Source organism: Parahaliea mediterranea, assembly GCF_003402235.1.
GTDB lineage: Bacteria > Pseudomonadota > Gammaproteobacteria > Pseudomonadales > Halieaceae > Parahaliea > Parahaliea mediterranea.
The window spans coordinates 211308-227110 of record NZ_QEWO01000001.1; the positions used below are offsets into that span (position 1 = coordinate 211308).

At 62.8% G+C, this 15803-nt stretch carries 13 protein-coding genes; 7 read left to right on the forward strand and 6 right to left on the reverse strand.

From position 1 onward, the window contains the following. Positions 1 to 243 precede the first annotated feature (243 nt). Both DDZ17_RS00805 and DDZ17_RS00810 read left to right on the forward strand, forming a co-directional pair. Positions 244 to 2181: a flavin-containing monooxygenase gene (locus tag DDZ17_RS00805; protein WP_116364058.1), complete on the forward strand. Its 1938-nt coding sequence runs from the start codon at positions 244 to 246 to the stop codon at positions 2179 to 2181. Between the two features lie 31 nt (positions 2182 to 2212). After that, a complete protein-coding gene (locus DDZ17_RS00810) occupies positions 2213 to 3067 on the forward strand; it encodes an SDR family NAD(P)-dependent oxidoreductase (RefSeq protein WP_116364059.1) in 855 nt (284 codons plus the stop codon). 97 nt (positions 3068 to 3164) lie between these two features. Here the strand turns inward: DDZ17_RS00810 and DDZ17_RS00815 are convergent, their stop codons facing one another. Continuing rightward, positions 3165 to 3449 (reverse strand): hypothetical protein, encoded by a 285-nt coding sequence (locus DDZ17_RS00815; RefSeq protein ID WP_116364060.1) that lies wholly within the window; start codon positions 3447 to 3449, stop codon positions 3165 to 3167. Between the two features lie 100 nt (positions 3450 to 3549). On the opposite strand from DDZ17_RS00815, the gene DDZ17_RS00820 reads away from it, so the two are divergent. Next, complete coding sequence (locus DDZ17_RS00820; protein ID WP_116364061.1) at positions 3550 to 4146, forward strand: TetR/AcrR family transcriptional regulator; 597 nt, start codon at positions 3550 to 3552, stop codon at positions 4144 to 4146. A gap of 83 nt (positions 4147 to 4229) precedes the next feature. On the opposite strand, the gene DDZ17_RS00825 is transcribed toward DDZ17_RS00820, so the two are convergent. From DDZ17_RS00825 to DDZ17_RS00845, 5 genes are read right to left on the reverse strand one after another with little or no spacing between them, the layout of a single operon-like run. Then, entirely contained in the window at positions 4230 to 5015 is a 786-nt protein-coding gene (locus tag DDZ17_RS00825; protein ID WP_116364062.1) for an enoyl-CoA hydratase-related protein, read from the reverse strand. Between the two features lie 25 nt (positions 5016 to 5040). Then, positions 5041 to 6012: an acyl-CoA dehydrogenase family protein gene (locus DDZ17_RS00830; protein ID WP_116364063.1), complete on the reverse strand. Its 972-nt coding sequence runs from the start codon at positions 6010 to 6012 to the stop codon at positions 5041 to 5043. Beyond that, positions 6009 to 7169, reverse strand: a complete 1161-nt coding sequence (locus DDZ17_RS00835) for an acyl-CoA dehydrogenase family protein (protein WP_241505747.1) — start codon at positions 7167 to 7169, stop codon at positions 6009 to 6011. The genes DDZ17_RS00830 and DDZ17_RS00835 overlap by 4 nt, the downstream gene beginning before the upstream one ends. Then, complete coding sequence (locus tag DDZ17_RS00840; protein WP_116364065.1) at positions 7162 to 8436, reverse strand: CaiB/BaiF CoA transferase family protein; 1275 nt, start codon at positions 8434 to 8436, stop codon at positions 7162 to 7164. The genes DDZ17_RS00835 and DDZ17_RS00840 overlap by 8 nt, the downstream gene beginning before the upstream one ends. Next, positions 8426 to 10021: a fatty acyl-CoA synthetase gene (locus DDZ17_RS00845; RefSeq protein ID WP_116364066.1), complete on the reverse strand. Its 1596-nt coding sequence runs from the start codon at positions 10019 to 10021 to the stop codon at positions 8426 to 8428. The genes DDZ17_RS00840 and DDZ17_RS00845 overlap by 11 nt, the downstream gene beginning before the upstream one ends. A gap of 390 nt (positions 10022 to 10411) precedes the next feature. On the opposite strand from DDZ17_RS00845, the gene DDZ17_RS00850 reads away from it, so the two are divergent. The 4 genes from DDZ17_RS00850 (at position 10412) to DDZ17_RS00865 (ending at position 15602) form a co-directional block, all read left to right on the forward strand. After that, positions 10412 to 10813 carry a VOC family protein gene (locus tag DDZ17_RS00850; RefSeq protein ID WP_116364067.1) on the forward strand — a complete coding sequence of 134 codons (402 nt, stop codon included), beginning with the start codon at positions 10412 to 10414 and terminating at the stop codon, positions 10811 to 10813. A gap of 9 nt (positions 10814 to 10822) precedes the next feature. Then, a complete protein-coding gene (locus tag DDZ17_RS00855; RefSeq protein ID WP_116364068.1) occupies positions 10823 to 11866 on the forward strand; it encodes a Dabb family protein in 1044 nt (347 codons plus the stop codon). Between the two features lie 86 nt (positions 11867 to 11952). Continuing rightward, entirely contained in the window at positions 11953 to 12822 is an 870-nt protein-coding gene (locus tag DDZ17_RS00860; RefSeq protein WP_116364069.1) for an SDR family NAD(P)-dependent oxidoreductase, read from the forward strand. Between the two features lie 356 nt (positions 12823 to 13178). Further along, a complete protein-coding gene (locus DDZ17_RS00865) occupies positions 13179 to 15602 on the forward strand; it encodes a TonB-dependent receptor (protein WP_116364070.1) in 2424 nt (807 codons plus the stop codon). Positions 15603 to 15803: the final 201 nt, after the last annotated feature.

Consider the following 15803-nt stretch of genomic DNA (forward strand, 5'->3'; position numbering starts at 1 on the left):
GACCCCAGGCTGGCCGCAGCGCGCACAGCGCAAAGTACAAAGTCCTGTGGCCAGCCGGGCATCAAACCCGTCGCGTTGAGCGCTGCTGCCGCGCATCTGTAAAGCCCCGGAATGCGCTGGATTGACAAATAAATTATATATAAGATAATTAATGCAAAGCGAGTTTTAACGCCTTTGGTCTGGCCAAGCCAGCCAGGCCAAACCAGCCCGGCGGTGAGTCGGGCGAACCGAGAGAGAGCCACCATGAATCAACCCGTACTCGACTTCCGGCCGACACTGCCCATTCGCGACCACCACGCCCTGCGGCGCGGCCTTGCAGAAGGTGATGTAGCGACACTGCTGATGGTGTTGGCGCAGTACCAGCCAGACACCCGCTTGTTGGATGACTGTGCGCCCCATATCGGCTCGATTTTTGAGCCCGAAAAACAAGTGCCAGAGGCCCTGGCCGAGCAAATCCGGCAGGCTCTGTTTAACCTGCTGACCCAGGATCCGCCCCCGGTGGCCACGGCGCTGGACGACGACACCCTGGCGCGCCTGTTGAGCGTGGAAGTGGGTGAGCCGGTGGGCCCCGAGTTTGTGCCGATGCTCAAGGAGCAAATGGGTTTTGACGGCCCCGAGCAGCGCAGGGCGCGGCCCGGGCGCAAGGCGCCAGCGGATGATTTCAAAGTGCTGGTGATCGGTGCGGGGCTTACCGGGCTGCTGGCCGCCATCAAACTGGACGAGGCCGGCTATAACTTCCAGGTGATCGAAAAAAACCCCGAAGTGGGCGGCACCTGGTGGGAGAACACCTACCCCGGTTGCGCGGTGGATACCCCCAGCCATTTCTATTCCTACTCCTTTGAGCTGAACCCCAACTGGTCGCACTTCACGCCCAATGGCCCAGAGTTCCAGCGCTATCTGCTGGCGGTGGCCGACAAGTACGGCTTGCGACGTCATGTGGTATTTGAAACCCGTGTAGTCGGCTTCGAGTGGGACGACGTAGAGAACGAGTGGGTCGTAACCCTGAAGGACGCCAACGGCGAGCGCACGGTGCGCGCCAATGCGGTGATCAATGCCCACGGCCCGGTCAATCGCTGGTCGCTGCCTAACATTGCGGGGCTGGACACCTTTGCCGGCCCGGTGATGCACACCGCCGGCTGGGACAGCAGTGTGGATTTAAAGGGCAAGCGAGTAGCCATGATCGGCACCGCCGCCAGCGGCGTGCAGTTGGGCGCCGCCATTGCGCCGGAGGTGGGCCACCTCACCGTGTTCCAGCGTTCGCGCCACTGGGTAATGCCCAATCACCTGCAGGCCGTGCCCGAGGCGGTGCGCTGGGCCCAGCAGCACATTCCCGGCTACAAGCAGTGGTTCCGCTTTCGCGCCTACTGGTTTGCCGCCGATGGCCTGTACGAAAACATCCGCATCGACCCGGACTGGGAGTGCGAAGACGGCAGTTCGGTATCGGCCTACAACGAAGGCGTGCGCCAGTACTGCCTGCAGAACTACCATAGCAAGCTCAAGGACCGGCCCGACCTGCTGGAAAAACTCGTGCCCGACTACCCGGTGTTCGGCAAACGCATCTGCATGGACATCAACTGGCTGGACACCCTGTGCCGCGATAACGTCCGTCTTGAAGACAACACCCTCGATCACATTGAGGAGAACGCCATCGTGCTCAAGGACGGCAGCCGGGTGGAGGTGGATGTGATTCTGTGCGCTACCGGCTTCGATATTTCCGACATGACCGGCGGGCTGCGTATCATCGGCCGGGACGGGCGCAACCTGAAGAAAGAGTGGGGCGTAGATGACCCTCGCGCCTACCTTGGGGTAACGGTGCCAGGCTATCCCAACTTCTTCCTGACTGTGGGCCCCAACAGCGCGCCCAATCATGCCGGCGGACAGAACATCACCTCGGAAACCCAGATCCACTACATCCTGGAGTGCCTGGAGGCCCTGCAGGCCAACAACGCCGTTGCCCTGGAGCCCACTGCCGAGGCCACGCGGGCCTTCAATGAGCGTATAGACGACACCCTCAAGGGATTGATCTGGTCGCACCCCAAGGCCAGGAGTTACTATAAGAACGCGAGTGGGCGGGTATTTTTGTCCTGCCCCTACAAGCTGGTGGATTACTGGGCGATGACCCGCGCCCCAGAGCTGGACGACTACCACTTCACCAAAACCAAAACGCGTGCAGTTGCCTGAGAAGGCCTGAGGAGATAGAGCAGTAGTGAGTATGGAAGATTTGCGCGGCGGTGTGGCCGTGATCACTGGCGCCGGTTCCGGCATCGGCGAGGGGCTGGCCCGGGTGGCCGCCGAGCAGGGCATGAAAGTGGTGGTGGCGGACATCGCGCTGGACCGCGCCGATTCGGTGGCCAATGCGATTGCAGAGCAGGGCGGCGAAGCCCTGGCGGTGAAGGTGGATGTGTCCGACCCGCAATCCATTGAGGCACTGGCCGCCACCGTTCACGACCACTGGGGTGATGTCACTCTGCTGGTCAACAACGCCGGGGTGGAGACGCTGGGCTTCAGCTGGGAGCTATCGGCACAGCAGTGGGAAAAAACCCTCAACATCAACATTCATGGCGCCATCCACGGGGTGCGCGCCTTTGCACCGCGCATGATTGCCGCTGGCAAGCCCGCCTGGATTGCCAACACCGCGTCCATCGGTGGCCTGGGCATGATGCCGATCCAGACCTCTTACATCCTCAGCAAGCATGCGATGATTTCCTTTAGCGAATGCCTGTTCCTGGAAATGCAGATCAAGCAGGCGCCGATTACTGTCTCGGCCATTCTGCCCGGGCCAGTGGCTACGCGCATTTTTGAGGACGGCGGCACCACTACCGATACCAGCAGCGAGCAGCATCGGGTGATGATGAACACCATGCTTGAAGCTGACGGCATCAGTGGCTACGAAGCGGCCCAGCGCATTCTGCCGCAGCTGGCTGCCGGCGACTTCTGGGTATCCACCCACCCGGACATCACCCGGGAATTTGCCGCGGGGCGTGCGGCGCACCTGTCTGCGCTGGCAAAACCGGCCCTGCCTGAAGAAGTGCTGCGCGGCATGGGCCTTTCCGTCAACGGCAAATAGGCGCGGAAGCGGCGGCGTGCAAGCGCCGCCGCGTTTTTAAACAGCCGGGGGAGTCTTGCCGCCCGCGGTTGGCGCGAGCTATAGTCACACCCTTAAATTACGAGTAAGTCCAGACGCAAGGGGAGCGTCGCGCCATGCCACGCAAGACAAGCAATACGACGAGCAAGACCGGTAAAACCGGAAAAAAGCAGTCGGCCGGCGCCGCTAAGGCCGCCGCCAAATCACCTGCAACCCGCAAAACCCCGGTAAAAAAGCCCGCAGCCAGTAAAAAATCAGCGAAGGCGCCCGGGGCGGGCACAGCCAAGGTCAAGGCAGCAGCCAAGGCCAAAACAGCGACCAAGTCCAAGACGACGGCTAAAACAAAAGCCAGAGTAAAGAGCACACCGGCGCCCGGTAAGACAACAGCTGCAGCGGTAACTGCGCGGCGCGCGACGGCCGGGCGTCCGGCGCGGCTATCGCGGGAGAAGGTACTGGCCGCCTCTATGGAGCTGCTGGAGCAGGGGCCGGTGGAGCAGTTTACCCTGGCCAAACTGGCCAAGTCCCTCGATACCGTGTCCATGGCCTTGTACAACTACTTCCCCAGCCGCGATGCCCTGCTGGAAGCCATTGGCGACCATATCTGCATGCAGTTTGAAATGCCGCCGGCCAAGCCCAACCAGCGCTGGCAGGATACCCTGATGCAATGGCTGTGGACCTTCAAGGCCCACGCGGAACGCTATCCTATCGTGCTCAAGGTGATGGGTGTTAACGGCAATAGCTCCCCCGGCTGGTTGCGTATTACGCTCACGGTTTCGCGTACCCTGTACGCACAGGGTTTTCGCGGCCACGACCTTGCCCTGCATGTGTGGCTGTTCTGCAGCTACGCGGTAGCGGTGGTGTTCAACGAGTTGCTGGGCAGCGTTTTCCGCAGTGGGATTTCCCTGTCGCACATCGACAAGTTGGAGCCTGACGAGCAGGAGTTCCTGCTGATGCTGCGCAAGCACAATATGACTCTGACCACCGACGAAGTGCTTGAACTCGCCTTCCAGCAGATGATCAGCAACCTCGAGCGCGAGGTGGAGCGCATTCAGGGCAGCTGAGCCAGCGCGCTCTGATCTATGCCCTTTAACCACCGGGGCGTTCTTGTCGCTCCGACCGATGCGCGGCCCTGGCCGCGCTCTTTTCAGTTTGACTTGTTCAGGAAGGCCGCCACCGCATCGTGGTGCTCGGCGGTGGTGTGCATCAGCGCCTGCACGGCGCCAGCGTTTTCCAGGTGGTGAGCCAGGTTGTTGTCCCGCGCCTGCTGCAGCAGGCGTTTGGTCTGCTGCACCGCGCGGGGCGGGTTGGCCGATATCCTGCCGGCCAGTTCCAGTGCGGTGGCCAGCAGGGCGTCGGGCTCGACAACCTGCGAAACCAGCCCGATCTCCAGGGCTGTTTGCGCGTCAATCATGTCACCGGTGAGCGACAGCTCCGCCGCCTTGGCATAGCCCACAATGCGCTGCAGCAGCCAGGCGCCGCCGTCCCCGGGTATCAGCCCCAGTTTCACAAAGCTCTCGGCAAAGCGCGCCCGGCTTGAGGCAATGCGCAGGTCGCACATGCAGGCCAGGTCGCAACCGGCCCCCACGGCGGCCCCGTTGACGGCGGCAATCACCGGTTTTTGCAGGCGCTGGAACAGCAGGGGGATGCGCTGGATGCCACGCCGGTAGTTGCCGGGTGTTTGCGCGGGTTCATCGGCGGCCAGGGCGCCGGGGGCGCCCGGCAGCATGGTTTTCAGGTTGCCGCCGCTGGAGAACGACTTGCCCGCGGCGGTAAGGATAATGACCCGCACCGTGTCATCACTGTCGGCGCTCTCCAGCGCTTCGCACAGGGCGTCCACCATGGGCCCATCGGAAATGGGGTTGTGACGCTCGGGGTCGTTCAGTGTGAGTATGGTGATGTGGTTTTGCTGCTGCTGTTGTATCAATGACATGGTGACTCCCGGTAAACAGTGCCGGCTAGCTGAGCGCTGCCAGGGTGAAATCAAAGACGCGGCCGTCCTGTTCCAGGCAGGCGCGGCCCACCTGCTCGAACCAGCAGGATTCCGACCCGCCGGCAATACGCCCGGCGAGCAGGCGGCGTGTGTAGTGGTGCAGGGTATATTCCTCGGTGACGCCGATAGCCCCGTGCACGGCGTGGGCGGTGGCAACCACCGGCTGGCAGGCTGCCTTGATCACACCGCAGGCGCTGGCGATGCGCGGTGTGTCGAGCCGCAGCCCGGAATCCGCCTGCACCATGCCCGCTGCCAGCAACTGCGCCGCCATGACGGCGCTGTGGCAGTGCCCAGTCATCACGCTTATCTGCTGTTGCAGGGCCTGGTACTTGCCAATCGGGCGGCCAAACTGCTGGCGCGTGTTGGCGTAGTCGACAGTCAGTTCCAGCACCCGCTGCATGGCACCGGCCAGTTGCAGGCATTCGGCGGCGGTGCCCAGCAGATGGATATCCAGCTCCTGCGAGAGCGGCTTAACCTCGCCCTGGCTGCGCCAGCCCTGTTCAACATCGCCGCTTACCGGCACTACAGCGATGCCGCCATCCTTTGCGGTAACCAGTGCGCGCAGCCAGTGCAGGCCCTGGCGCAGGGGCTGTGCCGGCCCGCCAGGGCCGCAAGTGCCAACGGCAAGGGCCAGGTTGCCTTCGATGGTGTCTGCTGGGGCGTCTACAAGGGCGGCGGGCAAGGCGGCATAGAGCAGGGTGGTTTCCACATAGGGCAGGGGCAGGGCCCAGTAGCCGGCGGACATCAGCACCGGCAGCGCTTGGGCAATATCAAGGCCGGCGCCCTCGGCGCTCTCTGGCAGCAGCAAACGCAAAAAGCCTGACTGCACCAGCTCGTCCCACGCCGCCTGGGGGCTGAAGTCCGACTGGCCGGTAAAACGGGCATTAATATCCTGGAACAGGGGCTGGATGCTGTCCAGAAAGACGGAATCGCTCATCGCAGGCCCATCCCCCGGGCAATCAGCCCGCGCAGAATTTCGCGGGTGCCGCCCCGCAGTGAGTAGGTGGGGGCGATCATGCTGGTGTAGGCGAGGGTACGCATCAGTTCTCCGCTGCCGTGTTCACCACCGCGCCTGGCTATCTGGTCGGCCAGCCGGTCGGGTATGTCCTGTTCGAAGGTGGTGCCCAGGTCTTTGACCAGGGCTGCGGGTATTACCGGGCTTTGCCCTTGTTCCAGCTGGGCGGTGATGGACAGCGACAGGGAGCGTAGCACCGCCAGGCGGCTGGCCAGCTCGCCGAGGGTGCGCTGATCACCGGCATCGGCGCCGCTGCGTCGCAGTTGGTCGCACCAGCACTCCAGCAGCGCCATGGAGGAGAGAATGCGCTCCGGGCCACTGCGCTCGAAGGCAAGCTCGGCGGTCACCTGTTGCCAGCCATCGCCCTCGGCGCCAATCAGGGCGTCGTGGGGCAATTGCACATTGTCAAAAAACACTTCGTTAAAGTGGGCGTCGCCGGCCAGGTCGCGAATGGGGCGAATGGTGATGCCCGGCAGGGAGAGGTCTACCAGCAGTTGTGACAGGCCCTGCTGCCGGTCGCCGTGCTGGCCCGAGGTGCGCGCCAGGGCAATCATGTAATGGCAGCGGTCGGCGTTGGTGGTCCACAGCTTGCTGCCGTTCAGCAGCCAGCCCTGGTCGTTGGGCACCGCGCGGGTGCTGACACTGGCCAGGTCAGAACCGGCACCGGGCTCGCTCATGCCAATGCAGAAGTACAACTCGCCCGCGCAGATGCGCGGCAGCAATTCGCGGCGCTGGCTGTCGCTGCCAAAGCGCAGCAGCAGCGGCGCACTCTGGCGATCGGCAATCCAGTGGGCAGACACCGGGGCGCCGGCGGCCAGCAACTCTTCAAGGATGACGTAGCGATCAAAGGCGCTGCCACCGCCACCGCCGTATTGGGTGGGCAGGGTAATGCCCACCCAGCCGCGCTGGCCAAGGGCCTGCGAGAAAGCGGCGTCAAAGCCCATCCATGAGCGGGCGCGCACATCGGCGGCTGCCGCCGGCGGGTGGGCCGCCAGAAAAGCGCGCACTTCGCTGCGCAGGGCCTCTGCGGAGGTCGGCAGGGTCTGTCGTTGTGGCCAGGGAATCATTCGCTTACTCACTGTCGGTGATCAGGTACTGGGCCGGGTTGCGCTCGATCTGCGCCAGCACTTCGAGGGTGTGCTCACCCAGGCCCGGCGGTGCCATCCGGTAGCTGGGTGGCGTGCGCGACATACGCAGAGGGTTGGCCACCAGGGGCAGGGTGTTGCCGCCCTCGTCCAGGGGCATGGTAATGGCCATGTTGCGGGCGCGGATGTGGGCGTCGGCAAACACCTGATCCAGTGTGTTGATCGGGCCGCAGGGAACGCCTGCCGCCTCCAGGCTGGCGATCCAATCTGCCCCGGTGCGCGCCGCCAGCACCGGGCGCAGGGTGGCGATGAGGGCATCGCGGTTTTCCACCCTTGCGGCATTGGTGGCGTAGCGGGCGTCACTGGCCAGTTCCGGCACGCCGGCCTCGGCGCAAAAGCGCTGGAACTGGCCATCATTGCCGACCGCCAGAATCAGGTGGCCATCGGCCACGGCAAACACCTGGTAGGGCACTACATTGGGGTGGGCATTGCCCAGGCGCCGGGGTGGCTGGCCACTGGCCAGGTAGTTCTGTGCCTGGTTGGCCAGTAGGCTGACCTGGCAATCCAGCAGGGAGATATCGATATGCTGGCCTTCGCCGGTACGCTCGGCGTGGCGCAGGGCCGCCAGAATGCCGATGGTGGCATAGAGCCCGGCGGACAGGTCGGCAGTGGCTACGCCCACCTTGACCGGTTCGGCGCCGGGGCTGCCATCGGGCTGGCCGGTTATGCTCATCAGCCCGCTCATGCCCTGGATCAGAAAGTCATAACCGGCCCGGGGGGCGTAGGGGCCGCTCTGGCCAAAGCCGGTCACCGAGCAGTACACCAGGGCAGGGTTGATGGCCTTCAGGCTGTTGTAGTCCAGGCCGTAGGCCGCCAGCCCGCCCACCTTGAAGTTCTCCACCAGTACGTGGGCGCTGGCCGCCAACTGGCGCACCGCCGCCTGGCCTTCCGGCTGGCTGATGTCCAGCGCCACCGAGCGTTTGTTGCGATTGGCAACAAAGTAGTAGGCGGCATCGCGGGCGCCATCCTGGCGCTGTACAAACGGCGGCCCCCAGCTGCGGGTGTCATCCCCCGCGCCGGGGCGTTCAATCTTGATCACTTCCGCGCCCAGGTCAGCCAGTATCTGGGTGGACCAGGGGCCGGCCAGCACCCGGCTCAAATCCAGCACCCGCACCCCGTCCAGAGCGTGCGGGGTGTCCTGCTGGCGCGGCGGTGCTGCATCGCTCGCGCCATGGCCAGATTGTGCGGCGTTATCCGTCATTGCTGAAGGCGTCCTGATGAGCCAGGCGCAGCTCGCGCTTGAGGATTTTGCCGGAGGGGTTGCGCGGCAGGTCGTCGGCAAACACGATGCGTTTGGGCACCTTGAAGGTGGCCAGGCGCGACTGGCAGAAGCGTATCACCGCGTCCTCGTCCGGCTCGGCCCCAGCTTTGGGCACCACCACCGCGGTCACCGCCTCCACCCAGCGCTGGTGGGGCAGGCCGATCACGGCCACTTCCGCCACCCAGTCCAACTGGTAGATGGTTTCCTCCACCTCGCGCCCGGACACGTTCTCGCCGCCGCTTTTGATCATGTCTTTCTTGCGATCGACAATGGTGAGATAGCCCTCGTCGTCGAGGGTGGCCAGGTCGCCGCTGTGAAACCAGCCGCCGGCAAAGGCCTCGGCGGTTTTCTCCGGGTTCTTGAAGTACTCCGTCAGCAGCTGCGGCGAGCGGTGCACCACCTCGCCAATCTCGCCCACCGGCACATCGTTGCCAGCGTCGTCCACCACCCGGGTTTCTACGTGCAGCACCGGCTTGCCGGCGGAGCCCGCCTTGCGCAGCTGGTCGGCGGGCTTGAGGATGGTGGCGGTGGGGGCGATTTCCGTCTGGCCATAAAGGTTCCACAGCTGCAGATCGGGCAGGCGCGCCTGGATCTCCTTGAGCACCTCCACCGGCATGATGGAGGCGCCGTAGTAGCCTTTGCGCAGGGCCGACAGGTCGGTGCTGTCAAACTCCGGATGGCGCAGCAGCGAGATCCACACCGTGGGCGGGGCAAAGAAGGAGGTAATGCCCTCGCTGGCCAGTAGGTGCAACAGGTTGCCCGGGCTGTTGTCGGCGGTGATGACGTTGCTGCCGCCACAGTGAATGGACGGGCCCAAAAAACAGTCCAGCTGGGCGCAGTGGAACAGGGGCAGGGCGTGCAACAGCACATCATCCCCGGCGACCTCCGCATCCGCCAGGATGCTGCTGTACTGCCACAGCACGGCGGCGTGGCTGAGCACCGCGCCCTTGGGGGCGGATTCGGTGCCGCTGGTGTAGATGATCTGGGCGGGTTCCTTGTTGTCGATGGCCGGCAGCTCGGCCAGCGGGCTTGCCGCCGCCAGCGTATCAAAGGGCTGCAGGCCATCCGGTGCAGGGCTATCTGGTGAAAGGCTATCCGGTGAAGGGCTATCCAGCGCCAGCCAGAACAGCTGTTCCACCGCCGGGCACTGGCTGGCGGCGCTTTTTGCCTTTTCCAGCTCAGTATCGCCCACCAGCAGCAGGCGGGCGCCACTGTGGCCGATGATGTAGGCCGCTTCGTCGGCATTGAGCATGAAGTTCACCGGCACCAGCACCGCGCCACAGGCCGCTATGGCAAAGCGCGCCACGGCAAAGGCATTGGAATTGCGCGACAGGATGGCAACCCGGTCGCCGGGCCCGATGCCTTGGGCTTTGAGGCCCCCGGCAACGCGCAGGGCGAGGGCGTGGAATTCATGATAGGTCCAGCTGACATCGTGCTGGCGAATGGCCAGCTTGTCTGGGTAGCGCGCGGCGGTGCGGCGCAGCACATCGAACAGGGTCTGCTGTCTTAAATGACCGGTGGACATGACAGAAGTGCTCCTTAAAAGTCATTGTTGTTATCGGTTGATGCTACTACAGCAGATAGGGGTTGCGGGGCGCAATTGTACTGGGTTGAATTGATGTACCACTTGACAGCCGACCTGCAGGGCGAGCGGCATAGCGTTGACGCCGCCACCGAATGCCGATAGCTTTGCAGAATAAATTAAGCATAAGTTAAATGTCTACAGGTGTGCGCACATTGGTGCCAGGCAGGACGGTTTTTGCAGCCGGCAATCGCCCGGTGCTCACCCGGCGGCCATTCATCTAACGCGGGCTTCAGCAATAGAACGACCGACAGCAGCCACCGATAAAATGCCAACGGCGAACAGGCGGCAAACTACAACCCAACCCACCGTTACACATAACAAGGAAACACTATGTCAGGCACCCAGACCCATTTTGGCTTTAGCAAACTGCTGGTCAACGACCTTGAGGCTGCGGCGGCATTTTATGCCAGCGTGTGCGGGCTCACCGAATTGGCCCGGGTAGACAGCGAAATTGCCGGACGGCCCATCAGCGAGATTATGTACAACCCCACCGGCGAGGGGGCGGCCACCTTTGTGCTGCTGCAGTTTACCGACGGGAAAACCCGCGGCAGCGACGAGGTTATCACCGGCTTTCAGACGAATGACCTGGATGCCTTTGTCGCCCGGGTCGAACAGGCCGGTGGCAGCGTTGTGGCCCCGATCAAGTCCATGCCGGAACACGGCGTTCGGGTGGCTTTTGTGGCTGACCCGGAAGGGCACCTGATTGAAGTTGTCGAACTGCTGGCAGGCTGAGGGGGCGATATGATTACCGTTCAGGATCATCTCATCGTGCCAGCTGCCAATCTCGCAGCGCTGCGGCGCCTGTTTGCAACGCAATACCAGGATGCGGCAGCAGCGCGCGGACTGGTGTTTCGCAGCGCGCAGGTATCACCGCCGGTGCTGACTGCCGAGCGCCCGGTGAGCCTCTGGCTGCAGTGGGAGGTTGCCGATGTCGGCGCCTGGTGGGCCATGCGCGCCCAGTCCAGCACACCGCAGGTGTTGGCTTTTTGGGCCGAGGTGGACGCTTTGGTGGATTCCCGCGAGCGCCATTATCTGCAGGATTGCGATAGTCAGGCACTCGCCCCCGTGCTGCCCGCAGAGGGCCCAGTGGCAACCCGCGGCTATCGCGAGACGGCTCAGCTGCAGGCAAAAGAAGGGCAACTGGATGCGCTGGAATCCGCCGTGCAGGATGCGGTGGCGGCGCTGCCGGGGCTCAAGGCCAGCGCTCTGTCGTGCAACTTCGCCCCCGAGTACGCCGCCGGCCACCTGACCTGGGACCTGCAATACGCGGATGAAAACGCCGCCCGCCTGGCGCGCCAGAGCGATGCCTGGCAGCAGCAGATTGCTCCGGCCCTGGCCGACCACTGCGAGGCAGTACACGCGCTGGCCATGGAGACCGTGGGCGCGGGCCTGCGCGATGCTGGCATGACGGGCGGGGTGAAGCGCACCGCCTTCTTCCGTCTGCTGCCGGGCGAGGACGATGAGACAGCCGCGCGCTTTGAGCGCGACCTGCTGGCGATGCCCCTGCACATAGGCGAAATCCGCAACTGGTGCCTGAGCCGGGCCCGGGCCACCGATTGGCACCGGGCCGACGTGCCTGCCTGGACTTGGGTATGGGAGCAGGAGTTCAACAATCTGGATGGGCTGACCGGCCCCTATATGGCCCACCCGCACCACTGGGCCTACATCGATCGCTGGTTTGACCCGGAGTCCGGGGCCCAGGCTATCGACCTTCACCTGTCTCACGCTTTCTGCGCCTTGGGTGACAGCGTGCTGGCGGCTGAACTGGTGCCCGCAGGCGGTTGAGCGGCGCCGGGCGCGCAGCACTGAGTACTACCAATACCACACACAGCATAAGCAACCCCCACCAATAACACACAAGGAATAGCACCATGGGAACACTGCTGCAGAACAAAATCGCGCTGGTCACCGGGGCCAGCCGTGGCATTGGCCGGGCTATCGCCCAGCGCCTGGCGGCCGAGGGTGCCACCGTTGTGGTAACCGCTCGCAGCCTCGACAGCGCCGGCAAATACGAAGGCACCCTGAAGGAAACCGTGGCCCTGATTGCAGCCAGCGGCGGCACCGCCCACCCGCTGGTCGCCGACCTGGAGCGGGAGGATGACCTGCAGGGCCTGGTCGGGCGCGCCGTTGAACTGGCCGGCGGCCTGGATATTCTGGTGCACAGCGGCGGCAAGGCGGAATACGCGCCGACGGTGGACATGGCACAGTCGATGTTCGACAACACCATCGGCCACTACCTGCGCGCGCCGTTTATTCTTTACCACCACGCCGTGCCCGAAATGCGCAAGCGCGGCGGCGGCTGGATTGTCACTTTGGGCTCGGTCACCGCGCTGCCACCGTTGCGGCCCTACGATGGCTTTGCAAGCCACGGCGGCGCCACCGTGTACGCGGCCATCAAGGCCGCTGTGCACCGCATGACCCAGGGGCTAGCAGCAGAACTGCAGGCAGACAACATCGCCGTCAACACGCTGGCTCCCAGCACCGCCATTCGGACGCCGGGCGCCAGTGAGTGGATTCCCGAGGAATACCCCTCGGAACGTATCGAGTACATTGCCGAGACCTGCCTGGCACTGTGCCATCTGCCGGCCAGTGAGCGCACCGGACTGACCGCCTACAGCCTGCATTTTCCCCACCACCACAAACTGCCGGTGTACACCCTCGATGGTAAAGAGCAGATCGAGGCCCCGGCGCTGCCGGAATACGCACACCCGGATATCGTGCCTTCAGGGCTCGGTTGCTGAAAACCGGTGAGCGCGGCCAGCAATGGCCCCGCAGCCGGCTGGCATTGGCAATACCCTATCCAAAACACCCGCCATGGCACGCCAGGCGGGCCCTAGCCGCTTGCCCGTGCTCTGACGCGACGCAAGCTGTGTCGAAAGTGTGCCGGCTTCACACGTCTGCGCGCCAGTATGAATAGCCTACCCGTGACGGTAATTAATTTGTTTTGAACGGTATTGACTATTACCGGAATTTAATAAATTATTTGTCATTATATTTATACGTAAGATAAGTATAAACATGAAGTAGACCGGTAGTTGCGCCGCCCGCGCGGATCGTCCACATAATTTTTAGAACGGATCTTTCTGGAGTTTGAACAATGTATAAGACCCTCCCTCTGGCCGCGGCCGTATCGGTTGCAACCATGTCCTTCTACCCAACAGTTTCCTCCGCCCAGGGGGCGGGTGAGGCCGGCATGCTGGAAGAGGTGATTGTGACTGCCCAGCGTCGGGCAGAGAGCCTGCAGGAGGTGCCGATGACGGTCACGGCCATTACGCCCCAGGACATTGCCGACTATAACCTGTTCCGCTTTGAAGACCTGGCGCAGTTGTCGCCGGGCCTGTCGCTGGAAAGCAACGGCGGGTTCGGCTCGGTGGCGCAAATGCGCGGCGTGGGCTTTGACTCTAACGCCTCGGCCGCACCGGCGGTGGATGTGTACATCAACGAAACCCCGGTAGATGCCAACTACGCCTTCCAGAGTATCTACGATATCGGTCAGGTAGAAGTGCTGCGAGGCCCCCAGGGCACCCTGCGCGGCAGGCCGGCTCCAGGTGGCGCTATTACCGTCACCACGCGCCGTCCGGACCTGGACGCGGTAGGTGGCTCAATATCGGCTTCGGCTGGCGACCAGGGCAGTCAAAACTACCAGGGCGCATTGAACGTCCCGTTGATCGACAACCAACTCGGTTTGCGCGTGGCCGCAATGTTCGATGAAGACGAGGGCAATCGCGCCAAGAGCGTGAACTCCGGTATTGAATCCGAGCGCGAAACCAAAAGCTGGCGCGCTAGCCTGCTGTGGGCGCCCACCGATGGGTTTGAGGCGTTACTGACCCACCAGTGGCTGGAGTCGGATCGCATCAATATGGAAACCGTGAACGGCCCGGGCGCCGGCTATAACGGACTGGCCATCGGCGATGATCGCGACCTATCGGTGATGGAAGGCAAATCCGGCGGCAAGCAGAAGTTCCAGACCACCACCCTGCACATGTCACTGGACCTGCCAGGCCACGTGCTCTATTACAACGGCGCCTACCAGGACAACTCCTTTGACTTCGATGTGGAACTGGACTCGCTGAACGCCGCCCTGGACTGGACTGAAGCGCAGAAGACCCGTTCCAGCTTTAAAGTCGATTCCCAAGAGCTGCGTCTGGAATCCGACAACCCGGATGCCTTCGCCGATTACCTGGTTGGACTGTGGTATATGAAAACCGATACTGCAACCACGTTCGCACAACCCTCGGTGCTGGACGGGGCATTTGGCTCCCCACTCAATCCTGACCCCACCGGCGGCGTGAATAGCGACTACCTGATTCAGGCCAGCGGTGGCATTCCCATCGAGATGACCGAGTACGCGATCTACAGCAACACCACACTGCATCTTACTGATGCAACTGACTTGCAACTTGGCGTCCGCTATTTGCAGTCAGAGGAAGAACGAGTTGAGACTATCAACACCAGCGCAGCTGAAATTGCCATCGGCATTGCACCGGGCGCACCCCTGAACGGGCTTTGCCAGGGCCTGGTTGGCCTGGGCGTGGGCTTTAACGGTGACGAGACCTACCCGGGTTACTGTGACCTTGTCCTTGCCAGTTCAAACTACACCCAGACAGCCTCCCAGGACCAAGAAGCCTGGGTGTACAACGTGGCGCTCAAGCACCAGTTTACCGACGATGTGATGGCCTACTTCAACTATGGTCACTCCTGGCGTCCGGCTGGCGTTACTGTCGGCGTTACTGCGCCAGTGACACCGGACCTCCTGCAGGGCGACCCGGAAGAATCAGATTCCTACGAAATCGGTGTGCGCTCGGAGTTGTTCGACCGCCGCATGCGCCTGAACGCGTCGATTTTCCACCAGAGCTTCGACAACTTCATCGGGCGCTTTAATGAGGTTCCCTACATTGGCGCCGGCGACTCGATCCAGTCTGGCGGCTTCACCTATCCCGGTGACGCCACCGTTGACGGCTTTGAGCTGGATGTTTCCTACAGCCTGACGGAGAACTGGTGGGCCCAGTTCAACACCGCCTATGCCGATGGCACCTTCGACGATGCCACTGTGCCCTGCCGTGACACCAACCTGGACGGCAACGCGGACTCCGGCGACATCGGCAACCTGACGGTAGCTGATTTTGGCGGCAACTCAGTTATCTACTGCAACGTAGATACGCGCATTTCCACCACGCCCAAATGGACGGCCATGCTGCAAACCGAGTACTCCTTCGAACTGTTCTCCAACGACGCCTATGTGCGTGCGTTGTACAACTACTACAGCGACCAGGAAGACACCGGCATGGATTACGAGGCCGACGCCTACGGCATTCTCAATGTGTTTGCCGGGCTCCGTGGCGTCAACTCACCCTGGGAGATCAGCGTGTGGGCCAAGAACCTGCTGGATGAAGACACCCTGCTGGAGCGCGGCCAGCCGCAAACCGTTTACGGCATGTTCCCTGCCGGCTATTACCAGGTGCGCTACGTACCCGAGCGCGAGATTGGCCTGACCCTGAGGTACGCCTTCGGCAACGGCTAAGTAGTCAGCGTTTGGCGGAATGCTGACTGCACCTTTTGCGCTGTACCCGCAAGGGTATGGCGCTTTTTTGTTTATGTTCATGCGGCTTTTTTCAGCGGGTAGGTGTTCAGCGGGTGCGTGCGCCACTGGCTTAATCCCCGTTTCAGGTTGGCTACTTAATATCTTATAAATAAGAAAATAGATTTTGGCCTGAACCCATGG

Bases quoted from the DNA above. Each gene is read 5' to 3' on its own strand.
- DDZ17_RS00830 (WP_116364063.1), bottom strand. From the start codon at position 6,012: ATGAGCGATTCCGTCTTTCTGGACAGCATCCAGCCCCTGTTCCAGGAT.
- DDZ17_RS00865 (WP_116364070.1), top strand. From the start codon at position 13,179: ATGTATAAGACCCTCCCTCTGGCCGCGGCCGTATCGGTTGCAACCATG.
- DDZ17_RS00825 (WP_116364062.1), bottom strand. From the start codon at position 5,015: ATGTCATTGATACAACAGCAGCAGCAAAACCACATCACCATACTCACA.
- DDZ17_RS00840 (WP_116364065.1), bottom strand. From the start codon at position 8,436: ATGACGGATAACGCCGCACAATCTGGCCATGGCGCGAGCGATGCAGCA.
- DDZ17_RS00855 (WP_116364068.1), top strand. From the start codon at position 10,823: ATGATTACCGTTCAGGATCATCTCATCGTGCCAGCTGCCAATCTCGCA.
- DDZ17_RS00860 (WP_116364069.1), top strand. From the start codon at position 11,953: ATGGGAACACTGCTGCAGAACAAAATCGCGCTGGTCACCGGGGCCAGC.
- DDZ17_RS00845 (WP_116364066.1), bottom strand. From the start codon at position 10,021: ATGTCCACCGGTCATTTAAGACAGCAGACCCTGTTCGATGTGCTGCGC.
- DDZ17_RS00810 (WP_116364059.1), top strand. From the start codon at position 2,213: ATGGAAGATTTGCGCGGCGGTGTGGCCGTGATCACTGGCGCCGGTTCC.
- DDZ17_RS00850 (WP_116364067.1), top strand. From the start codon at position 10,412: ATGTCAGGCACCCAGACCCATTTTGGCTTTAGCAAACTGCTGGTCAAC.
- DDZ17_RS00820 (WP_116364061.1), top strand. From the start codon at position 3,550: ATGGAGCTGCTGGAGCAGGGGCCGGTGGAGCAGTTTACCCTGGCCAAA.
- DDZ17_RS00805 (WP_116364058.1), top strand. From the start codon at position 244: ATGAATCAACCCGTACTCGACTTCCGGCCGACACTGCCCATTCGCGAC.